Source organism: Shinella lacus (assembly GCF_010994755.1).
Taxonomy (GTDB): domain Bacteria; phylum Pseudomonadota; class Alphaproteobacteria; order Rhizobiales; family Rhizobiaceae; genus Shinella; species Shinella lacus.
Genome location: NZ_WHSB02000013.1, coordinates 72,475 through 95,552 on the forward strand (window position 1 = coordinate 72,475; position 23,078 = coordinate 95,552).

The window sequence follows — 23,078 nt, forward strand, 5'->3', positions numbered from 1 at the left end:
CTATATGCTCAAAGGCTGCGAGCATGCCAGAGGCCGACGGATAACATGAGGGGCGCCTAGCAAGCGCCCCTTTAGATTTTGAAATCGGTCTCTATTCGCCATAAACCGCCTTCGCCTTGGCGAGAAGTGCGGGATCGATCTTGTCGAAGCGCGCAATCATCTCCTGCAAGTCCTCGCCGGACATCGGATTGACCGTCGCACCGATCGCAGCCGCATCCTTCAGGAAAGCCGGGTCCTTGACCATGGCATCGAAGGCACGGCGCAGGATTTCAAGCCGGTCGTTCGGAATGCCGGGCGTCGTGAAATAGTACTTTCCGATGTCATTGGAACTCATGATCAGTTCCATGACAGGCCGGTTCTCTTCCGATGCGAGCTCGACGGAGGTCGGAACATCGGGCAGCACCGGATCGCGCTTCAGCGCGTGCTGCACAAGAATGCGGACCGTTCCCTCCTTGAACCAGGTGGGATTGGCAGCCATCAGGGCTTCGAATGTCGTGGAGTGCCCTTCGGCTTCTCCGCGTTCCATGGCCAGCATACCGGCTGCGGAGCCCTCATAGCCCATGATGAGCTTGAATTTGGTGCCGAGGAACTGGTTCATCGCGCGCGGATACAGCGAAATCGACGAACCCACATTGGTCGCCGAGAGGATCACTTCTTCCTTCATCGCCTGCTGTATGTCTTTGACGTCGCTCGTGTTCCACACCATGGTCACGCTGGTCGACGGCTGGACGCGGCCGATAAAGTTGAAGCCCGACATTTCGAACTCGACATTGTCGATCATCTTGGATTGCAGCGGCACGGCCTGCGAGACAATGCCGATCACCGTGCCATCTTGTGGCGACGTGTTGTAGAGCTGGTTGGCCGCCGCCAGGCCCCCGGCACCGGGCAGATTGATCGGCACGATCGTCGGTTTACCCGGAATGTGGTCGCCCAGATGGTTGGAGACGACGCGGGACAGGAGATCGTTTCCGCCACCGGGCGCGAAACCGATGACCAGTTCGATGGTCTTGCCTGCGTAGAAATCTTCCTGCGCGAGAACGGGTTGAGCGGCAACGAGGGCAGTGAGTACGACGGCGCCGCGCGCCAGCCAATGCATGGCGGTCTGTCTCAACATAATGCTTTCCTCCAGTGATCGACCTCGCTTTCCCCTGCGAGGCAATATAGAGACGGTAGGAAGCAAAGGAAAACTTGGCAATTGCTTGAACAAAGAATTCCGCCATCCGGAAATACGATAGGATTTTGCAATATTGTCTTGTTTTTATTGATATATATTTCACCAAATACGGGCGCGCTTCGACGGCGCGGGTCACGCGGAGCCGCGCGGAAGTTTCTTGGCTTATGGTCCTTAGCCCAAGGGGCCGTCGATCGGACGTAGGAAGCGTCCGTTTTCGATCCGTTTGTCTCCGTCGACATAAAGCGTTGGTTCGAGGATCACCCCGTCCATGTGAATGTTCGACAGCAGGGTTCCACCCACATCGACATTGGTGCCGAGCCCGAAATGCATGGTGCCCAGGATGTTCTTGTCTTCGCGCTGGACGCCGCGGATCTGGGCCTTCGAGTTGATCCCCACCGACGCCTCCGCTGGGCAGACATAGGCATTCTCGTCACCATACTGCTCAAGATAGTTGCGTAGGAAATGCGCGTCTGCGCCGCCGTCGATCTCGACGATACGCCCGTGCTCGACCGTAAGCTCGATCGGGCTGGATATCCGGCCGATCTGGTGCATGCACAGATCGATGACCAGTTTGCCGCTGCCGCTGTATTCGACCGGCGGAATGTTGAATTCGCCATTGGGATAGAGGAACCGCAGCATGTTGGACTTGCGGTTCTGAACTTTGGAGACGTTCTGGATCTTGTAGGCAACGAAGTCGTCGCCCGGCATATTCGGGATAAAAATGCGGTTTTCGACCGAATAGGTGAAGTCGCAGCCATATTTGGAGGTAACCCTGCAATGCCTGGCGTCTTTACCGAAGATGTTGGTAGCGACCCAATATTGCCGGATCGCCATTTCCTTCTGGTCCTCCGTAACTGCGCCGGACTGAAACATTTCCAGCGTCATGCCGCCATCCATGCAGATGACCGGAACACCAGCATCCATCGCGACCGCGTTTGCATGAGCGTGCAGCATGCCGGTCGATGCCAACAGGATGTTGAGGTCCGAATGCAGCATCGCTTCACAGACTGTCTTGGGCGGATCGTAGTAGTCGGCCGGTCGTGGATCAAACAGCGCCAATGTGCCGTCTGCGCCGAGTTCGCTGACAATGCTCATGACAGCCTGCCAGACCCTTGGATCATGCGCCGTATCGGTCACGATGAGCACGTTCATGCCTGGCGTGATGTTGGCCACCAGGGGGCGACGTAGATAATCAAGCGTACCCGTCATGAGACCGTGCCGCGGCATGCAATCCTCCTCAATGCTATTCCTTCCGTCTTTCGCGTTGCGTCTATATTTCCGACGCGCTTGACGGCGATTGAAGTATTTGTATAGCTTAGAAGAAATTTTATGGATTAAAAATAAGTAATTCCACGTAACGGAATTTCCCACGAAATAATAATCAAAAATTCTATTTGGCGGAATTTCCAAGTGCATTGACAACCGGAGGAGGAAGAGTTGGACAAATTTGATCGCCCCATTGGGTTGGAGACACCCTCGACGCTTGATTGGAAGAGTGACATCGCCGCGGAGATGTTGCGAAGGCTCGATATCCCCTATGTCGCCCTCAATCCCGGCGCCAGCTATCGCGGTTTCCACGACAGCCTCGTCAACTACCTCGGTAACCGTTCGCCGCAAATGCTGCTGTGCCTGCACGAAGACCACGTCATTTCGATCGCGCATGGTTATGCGAAGGTCACCGACAAGCCGATGGGCGCTGTGCTCCATTCCAATGTCGGGCTGTTGCATGGCCTGATGGGCATCTTCAATGCTTGGGGCGGGCGAGCGCCGATGATCGTGGTCGGTGCGACCGGTCCTGTCGAGCCGGAAAAGCGGCGCCCCTATATCGACTGGATCCACACCTCCAAGGATCAGGGCGGATTGCTGCGCAACTATGTGAAGTGGGATGATGAACCACGTTCTGCGGACGGCATTGTCGAGGCATTCCTGCGCGGCCACCAGATCACCGCGTCTACGCCGCGTGGCCCAGTCTACATCTGCTTGGACGCTGGCTTGCAGGAGGACCCGGCCCCTGAACACTTCCATATTCCGACAGCCGAGCGCTATCAGCCGATTTCGCCAGCTTGTGCCACGCAACGCGATATCGACGCTGTGGCCGACCTTGTCCGGGCGGCCCGAAATCCCCTGTTCCTGTTTGGCCGTGGCTCGGTCGATCAGGGCGACTGGGATCGCAGGGTGGCGCTGGTCGAGGCCGCCGGTGCCTATGTGATGACGTCGACCCGCGGCAAGGCGGTCTTTCCGACCGACCATCCTCGCCATGCTGCCCCACCGCTCACCTGGCTTGATGCCGACGCCAAACCGATCGTCGAGGCAGCAGATCTCATCGTTTCGTTCGACTGGGTTGATCTCAACGGCCTGCTGCGGCAGGTCAATCGCAAATCCGACCAGCTTGAAGCCAGGATCGTGCATGTGACGCAAGATCGCTCACTCCACAATGGCTGGGACATGGGGTATTTCGGCCTGCCACCGGCCGATTTCCCCATCGATGCCAATCCTGATGCCTTCGTCGCACAACTCCTTGTTAGCCTGAACGGGCGGGATAAGGGTATTTCGACCTGGACCGGCATAGCGCGCATCGATCCGGGGCCGGTCGAGTTCAACGTCAATAGCGACCGGGAAATTATCCCATTCGACCTGGAAGTAGCGGTCAAAAAGATCGCCGAGAGCCGTAAGGTTACACTCGCCAACAACAATATCGGTTGGTCGACGCGCGCCTTCATGATCCGTGGACCGCTTGACTTCATGGGGCATAACGGCGGCGGCGGCATCGGCGCCGGCCCGGGGCTGACGGTCGGCGTAGCGTTGGCACTGCTTGGCAGCGACCGCACAGTGGTTGGTGTCATGGGCGACGGCGATTTTCTCCAGGGCGTCACGGCGCTTTGGACCGCCGCGCATTACCAGATCCCAGCGCTATTCATCGTGGCCAACAATCGTTCGAACTACAACGACGAGATCCATCAGGCTGCCATGGCCAAAGACCGCGGGCGCCCGCCAGAGAACCGCTGGATCGGACAACAGATCGACAATCCGGCTCTCGATCTGGCCGGCATGGCGCGCGCGCAAGGTGTCGAAGCAGAAGGCCCGGTCGAGAATGTCAACGACCTGATGGCGGCGATCGAACGTGGGCTGGCCGTGGTCGATGCCGGACGGCCATATCTGATCGATGCGCATATCGCCCTCGGATACACCAAGAAGATCGTGACCCGTGGGCATTAGGAGGCAGTGATGAGCAGAACAATACAGTCGGTCCTTCCCGCAAATCGCGATCTCTATTATGGCGGCCGCTGGCACGCTCCCAATGGCGGCTATACGGATGTGTTCAACCCGTCGACCGGTGAGAGCCTAGGCCCGGTTGCGCAGGCCGATATCAGCGATGTTGAAACGGCGATCGCTGCGGCTCGCTCGGGTTTCGAAGACTGGCAGGGAACGCTACCGAAGACGCGCTCGTCCTTATTGCGTGAGATTGCGGCTGTCATTCGGAAGAATGCCGAGGAGCTCGCCCTTCTCGATGCGGCCAACTGTGGCAATCCTGTCACCGCACTGTTGCGCGATGCCGAAAACGCCGCCACAAAGCTCGACTATTTTGCCGGCGTGGCGCTTGAAGCCAAAGGCAGCACGATCCCCGCTGGCCAGGACATGATGTGCATGACAGTGCGCGAACCCTGGGGTGTCTGCCTCCGGATCGGCGCTTTCAACCACCCGCTCTCCTTTGCCGGCGGCAAGCTCGGCGCGCCGTTGGCAGCTGGAAACAGCGTGATCATGAAGCCTTCGCCGCAGGCCCCGCTCTCCGCTCTGCGGTTGGCGGAATTGATCGACGGTATTGCGCCACCGGGTGTCATCAACTTCATGACCTGTGGGCTTGAATCCACCCAGGCGCTGGTCACGCACCGCGATGTCGCCATGGTGTCGATTGTCGGTAGCATCGCCACTGGAAAAGCGGTTGCGAAGGCCTGCGCCGACCGACTGAAACCGATGATCTGTGAGCTCTCGGGCAAGAACGCGTTGATCGTCTATGCCGATGCCGATATCGGCCGCACCGTCGAGGGTGCGGTACGGGGCATGAACTTCACCTGGTGCGGCCAGTCCTGTGGTTCGACATCGCGGCTCTTCGTCCACGCAGATATCCACGATGCTGTCGTTGAGGGCATCATCGCCGCGACGCGACGCTTTAAGCCCGGCCTTGCCACAGACCCGGCAACGAATATGGGCGCCATCATCTCCAAGGCGCAGTACGAGAAGATCATGGGTTACATTGAGCTCGGCAAGCAGCAGGGCGCGACGCTCCGGCTGGGTGGCGCGCGCCCGACGTTGCCCGACCTTGCCAATGGTTACTTCATCGAGCCTACGATCTTTACCGATGTCACGCCCGACATGGCGATCGCGCACGAAGAGATCTTCGGGCCAGTCCTCGCCGTGATCAAATGGACTGACGAGGCGGACATGATGCGCCATGTCAACAGTGTCGACTACGGGCTCACCGCGGCGATTTACACAACGAATGTCACCACGGCCCATCGCGCGGCCCGGCAGGTCCAGTCCGGCTTCGTGTGGGTCAACGACACGTCATCCCATTACATCGGCGCACCGTTCGGCGGCTACAAGCTTTCCGGCGTGGGGCGTGAAGAATCGATCGAGGAACTGCTGGAATTCACCCAGATGAAGACGATCAAAATTGCGCTTTGACGTCTTGTCGGATTCGCAAATTGCCGAAGTAGAAGAGTGATGGATACATTGTAGCCGCCGCATTTGAGAACCGCTTCGCTGGAAACTGATTAAGTCCTAGTCTGCATGATCCTTGTCTACACGAGGGGCCAGCTGTTTGAATTCCGTCAAGGGACGGAGCGCTAGATTTCATCTCGCTGGCTCGAGCAAGGCCTGCAAGAAAGCAACGACCAAGGGGTTCGCCGCGTTTGCAGTCCGATACGCGATGCGATGTGTGGAGGAGAAGTCGAAGGTTCCCTTCTTCAAGGCTCTCAACTCGCCGGTTTTCACCCAGGGCTCGGCGAAATGGCAGGGCAGGAAGCCGATGAAATGGCCTGATAAAATCATCATGGCTTGCGCTTCCATCTCTACGGCCGATGCGCTGGCGCGGGGATGGCCGACGATATAGAGGTCGTCGAAATGCCGGTAGCGCCGCACGCAGAACCGGCTGTTCTCGATGTCCTTCATGTCGAGATCTTTGTCGTTTCTGGCAAAAAGCGGATGTGCGGCGCCGCAATAGAGTGAATGCGGTTCCGTTGCGAAGTCGCGATAGGTGACACTCGGCGCTTTTTGGGAGAGGGGGCCGATGACGATATCGAGGTCCCCGTCGGCCACCTTCTGGGAATTTGCGGGGCCCGAGACCATCGCGCGCATCTTCCCCGATGGTTATCCCGGCATCGAACTCGAGCATGCGAGCGTGCTCGAGACCTCCCTGATGCTGGCGATCAGGCCCGACCTCGTCGATCTTACCCGCGCCCTGCATGGTGGGCCGGCACAATTCCGGCCCTACGATCGTTTTCCCAAGCCGCCCGTCGAAGTGCCGCCATCCGGGGTCCTGTCCATGACGGAAGGCTCGACGGCGGAAAAGGGCGAATGGCTCCTGGCCGACAGCGTCGGCCGGATGATCGACATCATCAACGAAGAATTCAAATAGGACTTTGATCATGGGAGAGAAATTCCACCAGCCGGTCGATGCCGCCAAGGTGCCGCGCTTTGCAGGCCATGCGACATTCATGCGGCTGCCCGCCGTCGCCTCGGCCGAAGGGCTCGATATCGCGCTTGCAGGCATCCCCTGGGACGGCGGAACGACCAACCGTGCCGGTGCGCGACACGGCCCGCGCGAAGTCCGCAACCAGTCCAGCCTCATGCGTAGCACCCATCACGTCTTCAAGACCGAGCCGTTCAAGATCGCCAATATTGCCGATGTCGGCGACCTTTCCGTCAATCCGATCGATCTCCTCGATGGCCTGAAGCTCATCGAGGGTGGTGTTGCGGATATCGTCAACGCTGGTGCACTGCCGCTTTGTGTCGGTGGCGATCATCTTACCACGCTTCCGGTTCTGCGGGCGGTCGCCAGGAAAGCGCCGGTCGGCCTCATCCACTTCGATGCGCATTCGGACACCAACGACACCTATTTCGGCGACAACCCGTACACGCATGGCACGCCGTTCCGTCGCGCAATCGAGGAAAACCTGCTCGATCCCCGCAGGGTGGTGCAGATCGGAATTCGCGGCTCTATCTATTCGCCGGACGAACATGATTGGGCCAAGGCGCAGGGTGTGCGCATCATCTATATGGAAGAGTTCAGCGCGCGCGGTCCCGAGGCCATAATGGCCGAGGTTCGCGACATCGTTGGCGACGCACCGACTTATGTGACCTTCGATATTGACTCGATCGATCCATCCATGGCGCCAGGCACCGGCACGCCGGAAATCGGCGGCTTTACGACCAGGGAAGCTCAGGACCTGGTGCGGCGCCTCGATGGTCTGAACCTTGTCGGCGCCGATGTCGTGGAAGTTGCCCCGCCATTCGACCTCGCCGGCATGACCGCGATCGCCGGCGCCACCATCCTCTTCGAGCTGATGTGCGTCATGGCAAGACAGGTCGACCGCTGCCGCCTGCGTTGACGATCAAAAGCAGACGTCACGCCGCCTGCGAGGTCTGGAGCCATTGGTTGAACCCGACCGCCCTGCCGGTCGGGGTGGATCCGGCGATCTCGTAGGCTCCGACGATGGGATTGATCGTGGGGCGGAGGAGAATGAGCTGGCCTTCGCGCAACTCCCTCTCGATCAGGAAGGGGCTTGCCTGGCCGATGCCGAGTCCGGTCATGCAGGCATCGATGGAGGCTTCGTCGGTGTCGAAGGTGATGCTTCCGCTGCGCGGCCGGAAGGGTATGCCTGCTGCCTCGCACCAGCGGCGCCACGACCAGGCATCTGCGGTGTCGAGCAGGATCGGCAGATCCAGCAGCGCCTCCGGCGTCACCGTTTTGGCCACGCTGCCGATCAGGAGCGGGGAACAGACGGCGACCGTCCGGTCGAGCAGGAAGGCGGAGGGAAACCGGGTTTCGTCGGCGCCTCTGGTATAGCTGATCGTGACATCGGGCAGATCGCTGGCGCCGAGCGCGAGCGACTGTATGTTGAGATCGACGCTGGGGTTTTCCTGCAGGTAGGCGCCGATCCTCGGGATGAGCCAGCGCCGCGCCAGCGTGATCGGCGCCTGGATCACCAGGCGCACGCGATCCGGCAAAAGGGCGAGTGTGCCGTTTTCCAGCGTGGCCAGCGCCGCATTCACATGGATAAGGTACTGCCGCCCCGCATCTGTGAGCGAGATTGCGTTGTGCCTTCTGTGGAACAGCTGAACGCCGAGCGTATCCTCAAGCGACTTGATCTGCCGGCTGATCGCGCCGGGCGTCAGGTGCAGTTCCCGCGCCGCCAGCGTTAGGCTGCCCGTGCGCGCGGCGATCGAGAAGGCGGGGAGCGTCGCCAGCGGCGGCAGTTTGATGCGGTTGGATTGAGGATTTCTCATGCCGGCGTGAGAATCTTTCGATTGCAAATAAGTTGACTATATCTATCCACATTCTTCCGGAGCGACAAGAATTATCCGGGAAGCCCAGTCTTGAAGACCGATATCCGCAAGCGGCGCGATCAAGGCACGCCGGGCTTTCTGCCGGGCGGCAGCATGCATTCTGCGCAACGGCGTGCGCAGCCTGCGGTCCGCCACTGTCATCACTGATCGAGGGAGAGAACCATGTTTTCCAGTTTTGCCTTGCCGAGCAGGCGCGCTGTTTTGTCCGGCGCATTCGCCGTCTGCCTTGCGGCCATGCCCGTCCTTGCCGAGGACGCGACGCAGAAGGTCACCGACGACCGTGGCGTCGAGGTCGAAATCCCCGCCCACCCGAAACGGATCGCCTCGATCTCGTTCTTCGCCGACGACGTGGCGCTGGCACTCGGCATCAAGCCGGTGGCGAGCACCTACATGGTGGCGGATCGTCCGCCGGAATTCCTGCTCGGCCTCACCGGGGGCATGACGCAGATCGGCCAGCGCGCGAAGCCGAACCTTGAACTGCTTTCGGAAGCAAAGCCCGACCTCATCGTCGCCATCCGACGCTACACCGTCGGCAATGCGCCGCAGCTTGAGAAGATCGCGCCCTACGTCGCCTGGAACATGGAGCTGCTCGATGGCAGCGACAAGGAAATCGAAGCGCTGGCGAAGGTTCTCGGCAAGCCCGAGCGCGGTATCGAGTTGAACAGGGATTTCCGCGCGCACCTCGCCGAGATTGCGGCCAAGGCGCCGAAGGACACGCATCCCCGCTATGCCATCATGTGGGGCGGCGAGGTGCCGTTCGCCTTCCATGACGAGAACACGTCCGCCTCGATCGTGAACGCCATCGGCGGCGAGAACATTGCCGGCGCCATGACGCCGGGCGGCGAGTTCGGCATCGATCTCAGCCTCGAAACCATGCTCGAAAAGGACCCGGAAGTCCTGTTCATCTATGACTATGGTCCGGATCGCCCGCATGAGAACAATCCGATCTGGAAGGAGCTCACGGCGGTCAAGAACAACCGGGTCTTCTATGTCGGCGACCAATGGGTCGAGACCAACGGTCCGATCGCGCGCGAGATCGTTCTGCGCGAGGCGGCCCATTATCTCTATCCGGATGTCTTCCCCAAGGTTGACGTGAAGGCGGAAGCGGCCAAGATCATCCCGGCCGAACTCCAGAAATAAGCGATTGACCGCGACGACGATGGATGCACGGAAATCCTCGATAGCCATCGGCTTCATCGTCGTCGCGACCCTTCTTGTCATTGCGGCCGGGCTGATGCCGGGTGCGCGGACGCTCTCGTTCGATGCGGTCCTGCGGGCGCTCGTGAGCCCCGATGGCAAGATCGAGTCGATCCTGGTCTGGACCCTGCGGCTGCCGCGGAGCCTTGCCGCCGCGACGGCGGGCGCGGGGCTTGCCGTGTCGGGCTATCTCCTCCAGTCGCTCACCCGAAACCCGCTCGCCGATCCCGGCATCACGGGGGTTACGGCCGGAGCGATCGCGCCGATCGTTACCTGTTTCGTTTTCCTGCCCTGGGTTTCCGGGCTCTATTATCCGCTCGTCGGGCTTGCCGGCGGGCTTGCGGCGGCGTCGGTGACGTTCTGGGTGGCGCGGGGCGGCAACAGCCATCCGCTTCATCTGGCACTCGGCGGCGTCAGCGTGTCGCTCTTCCTCGGCGCGATCACGATCTATGTGCTGCTGTTTGCGGGGCCGCAATCGACGGCGCTGCTGTTCTGGCTGGCCGGGGGCTTTGCCGGCCGGACCTGGATGCACCTGCTCCAGATGCTGCCATGGGTGCTGATCGGGGTGCTGGGTGCCTTGTTCCTCCATCGGGTCCTCGCCATGTTCGCCCTCAGCGACCATTCCGCCGCGGCGATGGGGGTGCAGCTCACGTTGTGGAAACCGGTCCTGCTGCTGCTTGGCATATGCCCCGTTGCGGGTGTTGCGCCTGTCGCCGGCCCCGTGGCGTTCGTCGGCCTGGCCGCGCCGCATATCGCGAGGCTGCTGCGGCCGCGGGGTACGCTCTGGGAGATCGGCCTCACCGCCGCCATCGGCGCGCTGATCGTGACGGCGGCGGACCTGATCGCGCGAACCATCGCCATCCCCAAGGAACTGCCGGTCGGCATCGTCACCGCTCTGCTCGGCGGTCCGCTCTTCGTCTACCTCATCCAGCGTGGCCGGCTCGATTTCAAGGGGGAGGGGGTATGAGCCTGAACGACGCCCCGGCGATCGGCCGGCCAAGCCGCTGGGTCCTGCCTGCCGCCCTTGTGCTCGTCCTCCTGTCGTTCGTGGCGGCCGTTTTCCTCGGAATCGTCGATATCCCCGCCCACGACGTCCTGTCGGCGCTGACCGGAAGCGGGTCGCCGGAAGCGCGCTCGATCATCCTCGATATCCGGTTGCCCCGCATCGTTACGGGCATTCTCGCCGGCGTGCAGTTTGCCCTCGCGGGCCTGCTTCTCCAGACCATCACGCGCAACCCGCTCGCCGATCCCTCGCTCATGGGCGTCTCGCAGGGCGCGACGCTGACCGTCACGGTCTTCCTTCTCTTCACGGTCTATCGGGCCAATCCCGATTCCTATTCCGTCAACGAACTGCCCATCGCCTGGCTTCCGCCCGCCGGCATGATCGGCGGCATGATCGCGGGCGGCATCATCTATCTGCTTGCCTTCCGCCTCGATCTCAGCCCGCTGCGCATCACGCTCTGCGGCATCGCCATCGGCGCGGTGCTGCACGCCATCGCGATAGGGCTGATTGCGGGATGGGGTTCGGCGCGCATCGAGATCATCCTCGAATGGCTCTCCGGCAGCCTCTATGCGAGGACCTGGGATCACGCCTTGTTCCTGCTGCCGTTCACAATCGTCGGCCTCGCGATGCTTCCGCTGATCTACCGGCCGCTCATCCTGCTTCGGTTCGACGCGGCCGTCGCCCGCTCCTTCGGGCTTTCCTATAAAAAGCAGTTCTCCTTTGTCCTGCTCGTCTCCTGCGCGCTCGCGGCCAGTGCCGTCGGCGCGGTCGGGCCGGTCGTTTTCGTCGGCCTGATCGTTCCGCATCTGGCACGCTTCCTTGCGGGGCGGCATTTCCCGCTGGTCCTTCCGCTCACCATCGTTCTGGGCGCCGTCATCGTCACGCTGGGCGACCTGATCGGCCGGCTCGCCGGCGGGCCGGAGGAAGTGCCGATCGGCGTCGTCACCGCCCTCATGGGCGTGCCCGTCCTGCTCGTGCTTCTGCGCAAGGTTCCATGAGGTCGCCCATGCCGCTCGCCTGCTCGCAACTGTCGGTTCACTATGGTCGCCGCAGCGCCTTGGCCAATTTCTCCCTGTCGATGGAGAAGGGGGAAATCCGCGCGCTGATCGGCCCGAACGGATCGGGAAAGAGCACGGCGCTCCAGGCCTTGGCCGGGCTGATCACCCCCTCGAAGGGAAGGGCAGACATTGAGGGCGTCGCGGTCGCCTCCATGTCGCGGCGTAACATCGCCAAGAGGCTCGCCTTCCTGCCGCAGCAGCCGACTGCCCCGGATGAGATGACGATCGCCCAGCTTGTGCGCCAGGGCCGTTTTCCCCATGTCGGCCTGTTCCGCTCCTATGACCGCAAGGACGAGGAGGCGATCGAATGGGCACTTGAAAGCACGGGCCTGACCGCCTTTGCCGATCGGACATTGCAAGAGCTTTCCGGCGGCGAGCGTCAGCGCGCATGGATTTCGGCAGCGCTTGCGCAGGAGGCCGGCATCCTGCTTCTGGACGAGCCGACGTCCTTCCTCGATATCGGCTACCAGGTGGAGGTGCTGGACCTCGTGCATCGCCTCAGCCGCGAGCGCGGCGTGACGATCCTCATGGCGATCCACGACATCAACCAGGCGATTGCCGTCAGCGACCGTATCTCCCTTCTGGAGAAGGGCGAACTACGCTTCGACGGCGAGCCCAAGGCGCTCGCCGCAAGCGGCCTGATCGAAAAGACCTTTCGGGTGAGGGGCCGCTTCGTCGAGGTCGCGCCCGACAAGCCGCCCCATTTCGACGTCGAGCTTACGAAGCTGCACCGGTCTGGTTCTTGATGAGCCGGAAGACGATCTTCGTCTGTGTGTAGTAGTCGAGGGCATCGGCAAAATCCGGCGTCCAGCCATCGGCGAAGTAGGGAATGAAGCCATCATATTCCAGCTTACGGGCGGAGACCTGGAAACCGGCCTTGGCGAAGGCCTTCGCGTAGTCGGTGATCGAGCGATCCTGAACGATCGTGTTCGTGCGCTGGGCGACCAGCTCGCGCCATTTCGGCCAGAGCGGATTGTCGGTGTGGCAGCCCGTGACGGCGTAGTAGACCCCGCCCGGCTTCAAAGCCTTGAAGATATCGGCGGCATGGGCGTCGATATCCTCGATAAGATAGATCACCTCGTGGCTGATCGCGAGATCGAACTCTTCGATCCATCCCTCAAGCGTTCCGCCGACGGCATGCTGGACGGGAATATTGCCCTTGAAAGCCTCGGCCTTGGCGACCGACTGTTCGGCGATGTCGATGCCGAGGGCCTTGCGGAAGGGCCGGAGCGCATAGAGATGCCGCAGCAGGCCACCCTGGTTGCAGCCGAAATCGAGCACGCTTTTCTGGCTGAGGTCGCGCTCGACGATCAACTCGATGAGGTGCCGCCAGATCGGCGCATGGCCATCCGACATCCGGTCTTCCGCGTCCGGGTCGACATACCAGGTCGTGATGGTTTTCTGGTCCTGGCTCACCGCAGTCTCCTATGCAATTTTCCCGTGCCAACCTTTTAAGATACTGACACTCCTGCGAAAAGTGCAAAATACGACAACGCGCGTGTTTGCAGCCGCTTCCTATGTCGGTTTCGCCGAAGCTGTTTTGCTTTTTTCGAAAAGATAGTGCTGGCGGTGGGCCGCATAGAGCGCGGCCACGCCCGGTTTTGGCTGAATTCGAGGCACGGAACGCACAGGCCTACGGCGTGATGCGTGTGGTCGAACGAATGAATTATCGGCACCTCGCCTTGACAGGCTCCACCATGAGAATGCAAGCTTTATGACAGTGCAGGTCTAGGCCCGCACAGAAATGCCCCGCTCAACGTATGTTGATGACGATCCGGAGCTCGCACCTCCTGGAACAGGGTCCTGGCGAAACCGGCCATAAGCCGGTTCAACTATGGAAGCTGGTGGGCATGACGGCTGATACTCTCTTTCCTGACGATTTTTCTTCTGCTCGCACTTTGGGCAGCCCATCGGCATGTCGTTCGCTTGCTGCCAACCATCACGTTGGCTGGCAGCGCGATGCCGATTTGACCTTCCCGGCAGGTTGTCCTGCCGCACCATGTCGGCTGGCGCCCGGATCTCAGCTTCGGGCGTGAGAAACGCTCCGGCATGCGTCCGTGCCCCGTGGCCATGCCGAAGCGCCTGAGTGCAACGGGGCTCACCTCACAGTTCAACGCAGGCAAAGGTATGGAGGAGTTTACCTTGGCAAAAGCAGATGAAGACAGTGCGGCCATCGCACGGCCGGAAGATGAAAAGCTCGGCATTGGCGCCAACATCGCCTATGGGCTTCAACACGTTCTGACGATGTATGGAGGCATCGTCGCGGTCCCCCTGATCGTCGGCCAGGCAGCGGGGCTGAGCCCCAGCGATGTCGGCCTTCTGGTGACGGCATCGCTTTTTGCGGGCGGTCTTGCGACCATCCTGCAGACCCTGGGATTGCCCTTCTTCGGCAGCCGCCTGCCGCTCGTGCAGGGCGTCTCGTTTTCCGGGGTCGCGACGATGGTCGCCATTTCCGGCAATGGCGGCATTCCGTCCATCCTGGGCGCCGTCATTGTCGCCTCGTTGATCGGCCTCCTGATTACGCCGGTCTTCTCGCGGATCACGCGTTTCTTCCCGCCGCTCGTCACGGGCATCGTCATTACCACGATCGGCCTGACGCTGATGCCGGTCGCAGCCTTCTGGGCCATGGGCGGCAACAGCAAGGCGCCGGATTTCGGAAGCCCGTCGAACATCCAGCTTGCGGCCGTAACGCTTGCCATCGTTCTCCTGCTCAGCAAGGTGGGCAGCGCTTCGATCTCGCGGCTGTCCATCCTGCTTGCCCTGGTGATCGGAACCGGCATTGCCTACGCCGCCGGCATGACCGATTTTTCGCAAGTGACAAACGGTCCCGTCTTCGCGCTGCCGACGATCTTCCACTTTGGCTATCCGACCTTCGAGATCGCGGCCATCATCTCCATGCTGATCGTCATCGTCGTCACTCTGGTGGAGACCTCGGCCGATATTCTGGCGGTCGGCGAGATCGTCGAGACGAAGGTAGATTCCCGCCGCCTCGGCGATGGGCTGCGCGCCGACATGCTTTCCAGCATACTCGCTCCGATCTTCGGCTCGTTCACCCAGAGTGCCTTTGCACAGAATGTCGGCCTCGTCGCCGTCACCGGCGTCAAGAGCCGCTATGTGGTGGCGACGGGCGGCCTGTTCCTCGTGATCCTCGGCTTGCTGCCCGTCATGGGGCGCGTCGTGGCCGCGGTGCCGAGTTCGGTGCTCGGCGGCGCCGGCATCGTGCTTTTCGGCACGGTCGCGGCCAGCGGCATCCGCACGCTCTCCAAGGTCGACTACCAGAACAACATGAACCTGGTCATTGTCGCGACGTCGATCGGCTTCGGCATGATCCCGATCGCCTCGCCGGGTTTCTACGAGCATTTCCCGGCCTGGGTCGCGACGATCTTCCATTCCGGCATCAGCTCAGCCGCCCTGATGGCCATCGTCCTCAACCTGCTTTTCAACCATGTCAAGGCCGGCAACTCCGATCAGCAATCCGTCTTCGTGGCGGGTACGGAGCGAACGATCCGCTACACGGACATCGCCCGCCTGCACGACGGCGACTACTTCCTCAATGGCAGGCTCTACGACGCCAAGGGTGTCGAGATCCCGATGATCCCGGAAGCCGCCCACTAGGCGCCTTGCACCACGCGATCCGGATCGGGATTGGCCCCTGATCCGGACCCACTTTTCCACCGACCTCAAAGGAGACAAAATGTCGGAAGAAACCGAAACCCGCCGCCTGCTCGACGCCCTGTTCGGCACGATGGAGGACGGCGTTATCCCCGCCACGGAAACCGGCGTTGCGGCCGGAAACAAGGTCTTCGGCGCAGCGCTGCTGCGCAAGTCGGACCTCTCGACGGTCCTCGTCGAGACCAACAACGAGATGGAAAACCCTCTGTGGCACGGGGAGGTTCATACCCTGAAGCGGTTTTACGAGATGCCGCAATGCGACCGGCCGGACTCGAAGGATCTCATCTTCCTATCGACGCACGAGCCCTGCTCGATGTGCCTTTCGGCGATCACCTGGGCCGGCTTCGACAACTTCTTCTACTTCTTCAGCCACGAGGATTCCCGCGACGCGTTTTCCATCCCGCACGATCTGAAGATCCTGAAGGAAGTCTTCACACTGGACGCCGGCGGCTACAACAAGACGAACGCCTTCTGGAAGGGCCGATCGATCCAAGCCCTGATCGACCGGCTTCCCGAGCCGCAGCGCGAGGAATTTAGGGAGCGAGCCGAAGCCATCCGCCTGAAATACGACGACCTCTCCGTCGTCTACCAGGCAAGCAAGGACGGCAACGCCATCCCCCTCAACTAACCTCTTCCTTACCCAGCTCCTCCCCCGAACACGCTGCCGGCGGTTTCTCCCCTGGTGGCGTGTTTGGTGGATTCAAATCCGGTCAAGCCATCTGCCTGCTCCGAGTAGCAGCAGGCTCCCATCGGTGCTTGGAGCATCGGCTCGCCGCCCCACATGCTTCGCCAACGACCGTTGCTCTGCCACGCTCGAAGTTCTAGGGATTGAGCGACAGCAACAGGTGCCGGATATGGATGAGGATGCGGACCACAAATCCCTTGTCGAGCGTGTGCAGGACGTTGCGCATACGCTGACGGACACGGAGCAGCGGTTGATCTCGGAGCTTTTGAAGGCGCCGCGGGAGATTGCGCTTGGCACGTCCAGCGAATTTGCGGCACGGCTCAACGTGCATGAGGCGACGACGTCGCGGCTGTCGCGCAAGCTCGGCTTTGCGACCTATGCGCAGTTCCGCGCGCATCTGCGGGATGAGTTCCTGCGCAGTTCGGCCCCGGCCAGCCGGATTTCCGCGACGCTCAGCGAAAGCAGGCGGCAAGGTTTTCTGCCGCTGTTGATCGACCAGGAGATGGCTGCGCTGGGAGCGGTCTCCGACCATGTCACAGATGAGCAGATCGTCGAGGCTGCTTCCATGCTCGACCGCGCCCGGGTTTTCATCTACGGGCACGGCAATGCCGAAACGCTGGTTCTCCTGATGGAGCGTCGACTGCGGCGGCTTGGCATCGTCACCCTGCGGCTGACGGGAAACCGCCGGGATCTCGCCGAGCAGATGCTGACGCTCGGCCGGGACGATGCCGTCCTCATGTTTGCCTTCCGCCGCCAGCCTCCGGACTACAGCCGCATCATGGACGTTGCACGCGACGTGATGGCCTCGACGGTAACGGTGTCCGGCACCATCGGTCCCTCGCTGCAGCCAAAACCCGATCTCCTACTCTCCGCACCTCGCGCCGGCAGCCGGGAGAGCTACCAGACGCTGACCGTGCCGATGGCGCTCTGCAATGCCGTTGTTCTCGCCCTTGCGGACAGGCGGGGACCGGACGCGCTTGCGAAACTCGACCGCCTGGGCGCCCTGATCACGCAATTCGGAGACTGATTATGCAAGTAAACTTGCATGTCATATAATTGTTGCAAGAAAACACTACATGGGGTACACCATCCACAAGAGGAGTTCCCCACATGTTGAAAATGCTCGCCCCATTCTGTGCGCTGGCGCTGGCCACGTCCGCCTATGCCCAGGACCTCGACAGCAAGTCCGTCGCGGACCTGCTGCCGCTTGCGAAAAAAGAAGCCAAGGTCACCGTCTACGCCTTCACCAGCCGCATTGGCCGGGTGGAGGAGGCCTTCGAGGCGGCCTATCCCGGCATAGACATGGTGGCCTTCGACATGTCGTCGACCGAGCAGATCGCCCGCATCAAGAGCGAGGCCGCCGCCGGGGTTGCGGGTGCCGACGTCATCTACATCTCCGATGCGCCCGTCGTGTTGACGGAGCTTGCAAGCCAGAACCTTGTGACCCGCTACGTGCCGCCGCGCATGGAAAGCCTGGTGCCGGAGCAGTTCAAGTCGCCGCTTCTCGCACAGCGTCTTTCGACGAAGGTGCTGATGTACAACGAGGAAGCCTATCCCGACGGCTCCCCCGTCAAGAACCTCTGGGATCTCACCAAACCGGAGTGGAAGGGCCGCGTGATCATGGTCGATCCGCTGCAACGCGGCGACTACCTCGACCTCATGACGGAGATCGTCCTGAAGTCGGACGACATGGCCAAGGCCTATGAGGCTGCCTTCGGCAAGCCGATCGCGCTTGGCGAGGGGATCGATAATGCCGGCGAGCAGTTCATCACCGATCTCTTCGCCAACGATCTCGTCCTGGTCGGCTCGACGGACGACGTCAACAAGGCGATCGGCGCGAAGGGCCAGAAGAACCCGCCCATCGGCTTCACCAGCTATTCGGATCGCCGCGACAATGAAGATGAAGGCTGGGCCTTGCAGGTCGCCAACGATATCGAGCCGTCGAACGGCATCGTCTTTCCGGCCTTCCTTGCGCTCAACGCCACGGCCGCCAATCCGGCCGCAGCACGCCTCGCCATCGATTTCATGATGGGCGACGACAGCAACACCGGTGGCGATGGCTTCAAGCCGTTCTACGTCGCCGGCGACTGGCCGACCCGCACCGACCTTGCCCAGCATCCCGACGCCATCCCGCTTTCCGACTTCAAGAGCTGGCAGATCGATGCCGCCGAAACGGCCAAGATCCGGGCGAATGTCGCTGATTTCGTCCTCGCGCTGCAATAACCTGACGGGACAAGACGGGCGCCACGGCACCCGTCCACTCCGGAGTTCCGCATGACAGTCCCGCTTCGCCGCCTCAGGCCGTCGCTCGCCCGCTATGGCCTGACCGCTGCCATGGCCCTGATCCTCGTTGTCCTGGTCGCCGCTCCCCTTGCGACGATCCTTATCCAGACCCTCCAGTCCGGCGGCGGCGCCTGGGCCGATGTTCTCGCCAGCCGCTTGTCGCAGAACCTGTTCTGGCGCCCCGCGACCAACACCATGATCATCGGGCTGGCTGTAGCCGGCGGCTGCGTGCTGCTCGGCGGCTTCCTCGCCTGGCTCGTGGTGATGACCGATGTTCCGGGCCGTCCGCTCATCGCCTTCATGGCAACGCTTCCCTTCATGATTCCGAGCTTCGCGACCGCGCTCGCCTGGGGCAGCGTTTTCCGCAATGGCCGCGTCGGCGGCGCGGGAGGCCTCCTCGAAGGCCTCGGCTTCAGCGTGCCGGATTGGTTGTCCTGGGGCATGGTGCCGACGATCGTCGTGCTGATCGCGCACTACTATGCGCTGGCCTTCACGGTGATTGCCGCCGCCCTTTCGACCGTCAACGGCGATCTGGTCGAGGCCGCACAGATGACGGGTGCATCGCGCAAGCGCATCCTGTTCGGCATCGTGCTGCCCGTCGTCACCCCGGCCGTTATCGCCGGCGGGTCGCTCGCCTTCGCGGGCGCCGTGTCGAATTTCGCCGCTCCCGCCCTGCTCGGGCTGCCGGTCCGCATGCAGACGCTGTCGACCCGGTTGTTCGGCATGATCGAGATCGGCCAGACGGAGCGCGGTTATGTTCTCGCTATTCTGCTGATCGCGATTTCCGCAATCTTCCTCGGCATCGGCAACCGCATTCTCAACAGCCGGCGCAGCTTCGCCACCATCAGCGGCAAGGGCGCGCGGCCTCGTCGCTTCACCCTTGGCACGATGCGGCTGCCGCTTGCGCTCCTGGCCTGGACCGTCTGCATCCTCACCACACTCCTGCCGATCCTGCTTCTTCTTGCAGCCAGCCTCGCACCCTCGTCCCTCTCGCTGTTTTCCGACTGGACGCTGCACTACTGGATCGGCGCGGCGGACCCCGCCTTCGCCCGCGGCCAGCCCGGTATCTTCCACCATCCGCAATTGATCTCGGCACTGACGACGACGCTGATGCTTGGGGCGGGCGTGGTCTTCGCCGCCAATGCCCTCGGCCTATTGATCGCCGTCGCGCTGACGCGCCAGAAGGTTCCGGTGCTGAGCAATGCGGTCTCGCAATTGAGCTTCCTGCCTATGCTCCTGCCCGGCATCGCGTTTGCGGCCGCCTATATCGCCCTTTACGGCGCGCCGATCGGTCCGCTGCCCGCCCTCTACGGCACCAAGCTGCTGCTTGGCCTGGCGCTGACGGCCGCGATGCTGCCGTTTGCCGTGCAGACGGGGAGGGCGACCGTGGCGCAGATTTCCGGCGATATCGACGAAGCGGCGCGTATGACCGGGGCCGGTTTCTTCCACCGGCTCTGGGCCATCACCCTGCCGCTGGCAGCGCGCGGACTTGCCGCCGGCCTGCTGATCTCCTTCGTCAATGTCATCGGCGATCTTGCGATCACCGTGCTGCTCTACACGCCGACATCGCCGCTGCTCGCCGTCCTGTCCTACAGCTATGCCTCCGACGGGTTCCATCAGTTCGCCAATGCCGTCACCCTCGTCATTCTCGTCATCTCCATGCTGGCCACCTGCGCCGCCACGCTTCTGCGCGGCCGCCGGCGCCAGACCTTTGCGTGAGAGCCCGCCCCGTGATTTCGCTCAACCAGGTCTCCAAATCCTTTGCCGGCACCCGCGTCGTCGACGATGTCAGCTTTTCGGTGCCGGAAGGTGCCTTCCTCGTGCTGCTCGGCCCGTCCGGCTGCGGCAAAAGCACCATGCTTCGCATGCTGGCGGGCCTCGAACAGCCGACCGGCGGCCAGATCCGGTTCGGCGACATGTTGGTCGCCGATGGTGGTTCCGGCTTCGCCCTGCCGCCGGCGCGACGCGACGCCGGCCTCGTCTTCCAGTCCTATGCGCTCTGGCCGCACATGACCGTGGCCGGCAACATAGACTGGCCGCTGAAGGTCGCACGGCTGCCTGCCGAAGAGCGCCGGGCGCGCATCGCCGAAGCCATGGAGATGCTCGGGATCACGCAACTCGCCCAGCGCTACCCGGGCGAGATCTCCGGCGGACAGCAGCAGCGCGTCGCGCTTGCCCGCATGATCGCGCCGCGCCCGAAGGTGATGCTGTTCGACGAGCCGCTCTCCAATCTCGATGCCACCCTGCGCGTCGAGATGCGGTTCGAACTGCTCAAGGTCCACGCCGCCACGGGCGCCACCTCGGTCTATGTCACGCATGACCAGGTCGAGGCGATGACCATGGCAAGCCATGTTGCGGTCATGAACCACGGCCGGATCGAACAGTTCGATGCGCCGGAGCGCCTGCTCGCCGAACCGTCCTCGGCCTTCGTGGCCGGTTTTGTCGGCACCCCGGCGGCCAATCTCATCCCGATCGCCGACGGCAAATGGCTGGGCACCATCGCGGACGCAGCCCTGCCGGACATTGCGGGGCACGCCATGGTCCGGGCCGAGACCATCGAACTTGCCGACGAGGCAGGGCCGCGCACGGTGAGCGTGACGCTTGCCGAAGTCGTGCCCATGGCCGGCCGCCGGCTCGTGACGGGGGTGGCCAATGGTGTCCGTATCACCGCCATAACGGACAGTACGGACCGGTTACCATCCAATCTCCGCTTCCGGCTGCCTCCCGCAGCCGCAGCGATTTTCGACAGTGAAGGAAAACGTATTTCATGAAACGCATTCTCCTGGTGCGACACGGCGAAAGCGAGTGGAACGCCATCCGGCGCCTGCAGGGACAGGCCGATATCGGACTATCGGCGCTTGGCGAACAACAGGCGCGCACGCTCGCTTCTATGGTTGCGACCTATGCGCCGGACGTGGTGTTGACCTCCGACCTGAAACGGGCGGTCGCGACCGCGGCACTGCTTGGCTATGCGGATGCCGTGCGCGAACCGCTGCTGCGCGAGCAGAGCGTCGGGAACTGGACCGGCGCAGAGATCGCAACGCTCATGGCCGAGACACCAGCGGCCTATGCAGGCTGGCGGGCCGGCACCTTCGCGCCGGAGAACGGAGAGATCTGGGCCGATTTCCGCGCCCGGATCAGGCAGGCAATCCAGGCCGCCATCGACATGCCGGACGAAACGATCCTGATGGTCTGCCACGGCGGCGTGATCCGGGCGGCGCTCGACAGCACGCTCGGACTTGCACCGGCGCGGATCATCCCGGCTGGCCCGGCCAGCCTGACCATCCTCGCCTTCCCGAAGGGGGAAGCAAGGCTCGAAGTGTTCAACGCGACAACATTTTCATCCGTTCTCGACGCGCCGGATTAAGTGGAGCGACGGTTCGGGATTACTCCGCGGTTGTTTCGCGAGAGCCCGCACCGCGCATATCGCCGGGCAGCACGCCGAATTCGGCCCGGAATTGTCGCCGGAAGTGGTGCGGATTTTCGAACCCGATCGATGCGGCTATGTCCGTAATCGGCAGGCGGGTGTTGAGAATCCGGTTCTTGGCCAGGTCCATCCGCCTTGCCAGAACGTAGCGATGGGGAGCCAAGCCGGTGGTTCTGCGGAAAGCACGCGCAAAATGGAAAGGGCTGAGACCCGCTTCCGATGCAAGATCGTCAAGGGTCAGGACCTGCGCGACGTCGCTTTCGATCTTCTCGACCACCCTGGCGAGGACGGAGGCGCGAAGCTGGCCTTTGGGGTGGGGTGCCTTCCCCGGACCCAGCAAATGCCGGACCAGGGCATGTTCGAGGCCGCTGGCCTCGATGGGCGACAGTGTGCGCTGCCCCAGACACGCCTGTCGCAAGACGTGGGCGATGCCCAGCATGAGGGGTTCGACGGCGAATTGCTGACGTCCCTTGTGCCGTCCCAGCGTCGGTTCGAGAGGCACCTTGCGACCGATTTCCTCGGCTACCGCATCCAGCAGCGACGTATGCGGATACATTTCCAGCGTGTCGCTGTGTTCGGGCACGCTCAGGAGCGTCGTGGGCTCCTCGCCGATCACATAAAAGCCCCCGGCGGCAACCTCGACATCGTAGGTCCGTCCCGATTGTTCCAGTGCGACACGGTCGTGGCAGGAGAAGACGACTTCGAGCCGATTGGCGCGCGTGCGGGAGGCACCCTCGAATGGCGGCATCCAGGCATAGGTGGCCTGGAGGCGCGGCAAGGAGAGCCCATGACGTTTCTCACCCGAATAAAGCTGCCGCGCCCGCGATGGTGTCATTCCGTCCCCCGAGAAGAGCAAGAACCGAGCCTGTGAAATGGGCCGCAGCATGCCATCCTCGCGGCATGCGACCTCAATCTGGACAGCGTGCAGCGCCATTCTGTCCGTGATCCCAATAACCGAAGGAGCACCGATATGTCACGCGTTCGCGTCCACAACGTCTGCATCCCGCTCGATG

At 62.3% G+C, this 23,078-nt stretch carries 21 protein-coding genes; 15 read left to right on the plus strand and 6 right to left on the minus strand.

From position 1 onward, the window contains the following. Positions 1 to 91: 91 nt before the first annotated feature. Both GB927_RS26135 and GB927_RS26140 read right to left on the minus strand, forming a co-directional pair. Positions 92 to 1,114 (minus strand): Bug family tripartite tricarboxylate transporter substrate binding protein, encoded by a 1,023-nt coding sequence (locus GB927_RS26135; RefSeq protein ID WP_256120160.1) that lies wholly within the window; start codon positions 1,112 to 1,114, stop codon positions 92 to 94. Positions 1,115 to 1,345: 231 nt separating this feature from the next. Continuing rightward, the gene (locus GB927_RS26140) at positions 1,346 to 2,401 is read right to left on the minus strand and encodes an aminopeptidase (protein WP_256120161.1); all 1,056 of its coding nucleotides are present in this window, start codon (positions 2,399 to 2,401) and stop codon (positions 1,346 to 1,348) included. A gap of 210 nt (positions 2,402 to 2,611) precedes the next feature. On the opposite strand from GB927_RS26140, the gene GB927_RS26145 reads away from it, so the two are divergent. Continuing rightward, the gene (locus GB927_RS26145) at positions 2,612 to 4,390 is read left to right on the plus strand and encodes a thiamine pyrophosphate-binding protein (protein ID WP_256120162.1); all 1,779 of its coding nucleotides are present in this window, start codon (positions 2,612 to 2,614) and stop codon (positions 4,388 to 4,390) included. A 9-nt stretch (positions 4,391 to 4,399) separates the two neighbouring features. Further along, complete coding sequence (locus GB927_RS26150; RefSeq protein WP_256120240.1) at positions 4,400 to 5,857, plus strand: aldehyde dehydrogenase family protein; 1,458 nt, start codon at positions 4,400 to 4,402, stop codon at positions 5,855 to 5,857. A gap of 168 nt (positions 5,858 to 6,025) precedes the next feature. On the opposite strand, the gene GB927_RS26155 is transcribed toward GB927_RS26150, so the two are convergent. Further along, positions 6,026 to 6,490, minus strand: a complete 465-nt coding sequence (locus GB927_RS26155) for a substrate-binding domain-containing protein (RefSeq protein WP_256120163.1) — start codon at positions 6,488 to 6,490, stop codon at positions 6,026 to 6,028. Here GB927_RS26155 and GB927_RS26160 point away from each other — a divergent pair. Together GB927_RS26160 and speB are read left to right on the plus strand one after the other, a co-directional pair. Next, complete coding sequence (locus GB927_RS26160) at positions 6,462 to 6,809, plus strand: creatininase family protein (RefSeq protein WP_256120164.1); 348 nt, start codon at positions 6,462 to 6,464, stop codon at positions 6,807 to 6,809. The genes GB927_RS26155 and GB927_RS26160 overlap by 29 nt on opposite strands. A gap of 10 nt (positions 6,810 to 6,819) precedes the next feature. Further along, positions 6,820 to 7,782: an agmatinase gene (speB, locus tag GB927_RS26165; RefSeq protein WP_256120165.1), complete on the plus strand. Its 963-nt coding sequence runs from the start codon at positions 6,820 to 6,822 to the stop codon at positions 7,780 to 7,782. 16 nt (positions 7,783 to 7,798) lie between these two features. On the opposite strand, the gene GB927_RS26170 is transcribed toward speB, so the two are convergent. Beyond that, positions 7,799 to 8,680 (minus strand): LysR family transcriptional regulator, encoded by an 882-nt coding sequence (locus tag GB927_RS26170; protein ID WP_256120166.1) that lies wholly within the window; start codon positions 8,678 to 8,680, stop codon positions 7,799 to 7,801. A 222-nt stretch (positions 8,681 to 8,902) separates the two neighbouring features. Between GB927_RS26170 and GB927_RS26175 the strand changes: the two genes are divergently transcribed. From GB927_RS26175 to GB927_RS26190, 4 genes are read left to right on the plus strand one after another with little or no spacing between them, the layout of a single operon-like run. Further along, the gene (locus GB927_RS26175) at positions 8,903 to 9,880 is read left to right on the plus strand and encodes an ABC transporter substrate-binding protein (protein ID WP_439655532.1); all 978 of its coding nucleotides are present in this window, start codon (positions 8,903 to 8,905) and stop codon (positions 9,878 to 9,880) included. 19 nt (positions 9,881 to 9,899) lie between these two features. Next, positions 9,900 to 10,904 (plus strand): FecCD family ABC transporter permease, encoded by a 1,005-nt coding sequence (locus tag GB927_RS26180; protein ID WP_256120242.1) that lies wholly within the window; start codon positions 9,900 to 9,902, stop codon positions 10,902 to 10,904. Next, positions 10,901 to 11,938, plus strand: a complete 1,038-nt coding sequence (locus GB927_RS26185) for a FecCD family ABC transporter permease (protein ID WP_256120167.1) — start codon at positions 10,901 to 10,903, stop codon at positions 11,936 to 11,938. The genes GB927_RS26180 and GB927_RS26185 overlap by 4 nt, the downstream gene beginning before the upstream one ends. 8 nt (positions 11,939 to 11,946) lie before the next feature. Then, positions 11,947 to 12,744: an ABC transporter ATP-binding protein gene (locus GB927_RS26190; protein ID WP_256120243.1), complete on the plus strand. Its 798-nt coding sequence runs from the start codon at positions 11,947 to 11,949 to the stop codon at positions 12,742 to 12,744. On the opposite strand, the gene GB927_RS26195 is transcribed toward GB927_RS26190, so the two are convergent. After that, a complete protein-coding gene (locus GB927_RS26195) occupies positions 12,716 to 13,414 on the minus strand; it encodes a class I SAM-dependent methyltransferase (protein WP_256120168.1) in 699 nt (232 codons plus the stop codon). The genes GB927_RS26190 and GB927_RS26195 overlap by 29 nt on opposite strands. 711 nt (positions 13,415 to 14,125) lie before the next feature. On the opposite strand from GB927_RS26195, the gene GB927_RS26200 reads away from it, so the two are divergent. The 7 genes from GB927_RS26200 to GB927_RS26230 all read left to right on the plus strand — a co-directional run bounded on the left by GB927_RS26200 (position 14,126) and on the right by GB927_RS26230 (position 22,005). Continuing rightward, positions 14,126 to 15,613, plus strand: a complete 1,488-nt coding sequence (locus GB927_RS26200) for a nucleobase:cation symporter-2 family protein (protein ID WP_435268877.1) — start codon at positions 14,126 to 14,128, stop codon at positions 15,611 to 15,613. A 79-nt stretch (positions 15,614 to 15,692) separates the two neighbouring features. Further along, positions 15,693 to 16,298, plus strand: a complete 606-nt coding sequence (locus GB927_RS26205; protein ID WP_256120170.1) for a nucleoside deaminase — start codon at positions 15,693 to 15,695, stop codon at positions 16,296 to 16,298. A 226-nt stretch (positions 16,299 to 16,524) separates the two neighbouring features. After that, on the plus strand, positions 16,525 to 17,382 hold the full coding sequence (locus GB927_RS26210; RefSeq protein WP_256120171.1) for a MurR/RpiR family transcriptional regulator: 858 nt from the start codon (positions 16,525 to 16,527) through the stop codon (positions 17,380 to 17,382). An 83-nt stretch (positions 17,383 to 17,465) separates the two neighbouring features. Next, positions 17,466 to 18,578, plus strand: coding sequence for an ABC transporter substrate-binding protein (locus GB927_RS26215; RefSeq protein WP_256120173.1), 1,113 nt, complete (start codon positions 17,466 to 17,468; stop codon positions 18,576 to 18,578). A gap of 51 nt (positions 18,579 to 18,629) precedes the next feature. Next, positions 18,630 to 20,357, plus strand: coding sequence for an ABC transporter permease (locus GB927_RS26220; RefSeq protein WP_256120174.1), 1,728 nt, complete (start codon positions 18,630 to 18,632; stop codon positions 20,355 to 20,357). Positions 20,358 to 20,368: 11 nt separating this feature from the next. Beyond that, positions 20,369 to 21,409, plus strand: a complete 1,041-nt coding sequence (locus tag GB927_RS26225; protein ID WP_256120175.1) for an ABC transporter ATP-binding protein — start codon at positions 20,369 to 20,371, stop codon at positions 21,407 to 21,409. Next, positions 21,406 to 22,005 carry a histidine phosphatase family protein gene (locus GB927_RS26230; protein ID WP_256120176.1) on the plus strand — a complete coding sequence of 200 codons (600 nt, stop codon included), beginning with the start codon at positions 21,406 to 21,408 and terminating at the stop codon, positions 22,003 to 22,005. Before GB927_RS26225 ends, GB927_RS26230 begins: the two co-directional genes overlap by 4 nt. A gap of 19 nt (positions 22,006 to 22,024) precedes the next feature. Here GB927_RS26230 and GB927_RS26235 read toward each other — a convergent pair whose 3' ends face one another. After that, positions 22,025 to 22,999, minus strand: a complete 975-nt coding sequence (locus tag GB927_RS26235; RefSeq protein WP_256120177.1) for a helix-turn-helix domain-containing protein — start codon at positions 22,997 to 22,999, stop codon at positions 22,025 to 22,027. Between the last annotated feature and the right edge of the window lie 79 nt (positions 23,000 to 23,078).

What these genes read in the sequence shown, in the direction of transcription:
- GB927_RS26175 (WP_439655532.1), top strand. Translation starts at nt 8,903, where the DNA reads ATGTTTTCCAGTTTTGCCTTGCCGAGCAGGCGCGCTGTTTTGTCCGGC.
- GB927_RS26140 (WP_256120161.1), bottom strand. Translation starts at nt 2,401, where the DNA reads ATGCCGCGGCACGGTCTCATGACGGGTACGCTTGATTATCTACGTCGC.
- speB (WP_256120165.1), top strand. Translation starts at nt 6,820, where the DNA reads ATGGGAGAGAAATTCCACCAGCCGGTCGATGCCGCCAAGGTGCCGCGC.
- GB927_RS26215 (WP_256120173.1), top strand. Translation starts at nt 17,466, where the DNA reads ATGTTGAAAATGCTCGCCCCATTCTGTGCGCTGGCGCTGGCCACGTCC.
- GB927_RS26220 (WP_256120174.1), top strand. Translation starts at nt 18,630, where the DNA reads ATGACAGTCCCGCTTCGCCGCCTCAGGCCGTCGCTCGCCCGCTATGGC.
- GB927_RS26200 (WP_435268877.1), top strand. Translation starts at nt 14,126, where the DNA reads ATGGAGGAGTTTACCTTGGCAAAAGCAGATGAAGACAGTGCGGCCATC.
- GB927_RS26205 (WP_256120170.1), top strand. Translation starts at nt 15,693, where the DNA reads ATGTCGGAAGAAACCGAAACCCGCCGCCTGCTCGACGCCCTGTTCGGC.
- GB927_RS26190 (WP_256120243.1), top strand. Translation starts at nt 11,947, where the DNA reads ATGCCGCTCGCCTGCTCGCAACTGTCGGTTCACTATGGTCGCCGCAGC.
- GB927_RS26160 (WP_256120164.1), top strand. Translation starts at nt 6,462, where the DNA reads ATGACGATATCGAGGTCCCCGTCGGCCACCTTCTGGGAATTTGCGGGG.
- GB927_RS26180 (WP_256120242.1), top strand. Translation starts at nt 9,900, where the DNA reads ATGGATGCACGGAAATCCTCGATAGCCATCGGCTTCATCGTCGTCGCG.
- GB927_RS26210 (WP_256120171.1), top strand. Translation starts at nt 16,525, where the DNA reads ATGGATGAGGATGCGGACCACAAATCCCTTGTCGAGCGTGTGCAGGAC.
- GB927_RS26135 (WP_256120160.1), bottom strand. Translation starts at nt 1,114, where the DNA reads ATGTTGAGACAGACCGCCATGCATTGGCTGGCGCGCGGCGCCGTCGTA.
- GB927_RS26230 (WP_256120176.1), top strand. Translation starts at nt 21,406, where the DNA reads ATGAAACGCATTCTCCTGGTGCGACACGGCGAAAGCGAGTGGAACGCC.
- GB927_RS26185 (WP_256120167.1), top strand. Translation starts at nt 10,901, where the DNA reads ATGAGCCTGAACGACGCCCCGGCGATCGGCCGGCCAAGCCGCTGGGTC.
- GB927_RS26235 (WP_256120177.1), bottom strand. Translation starts at nt 22,999, where the DNA reads ATGGCGCTGCACGCTGTCCAGATTGAGGTCGCATGCCGCGAGGATGGC.
- GB927_RS26150 (WP_256120240.1), top strand. Translation starts at nt 4,400, where the DNA reads ATGAGCAGAACAATACAGTCGGTCCTTCCCGCAAATCGCGATCTCTAT.
- GB927_RS26170 (WP_256120166.1), bottom strand. Translation starts at nt 8,680, where the DNA reads ATGAGAAATCCTCAATCCAACCGCATCAAACTGCCGCCGCTGGCGACG.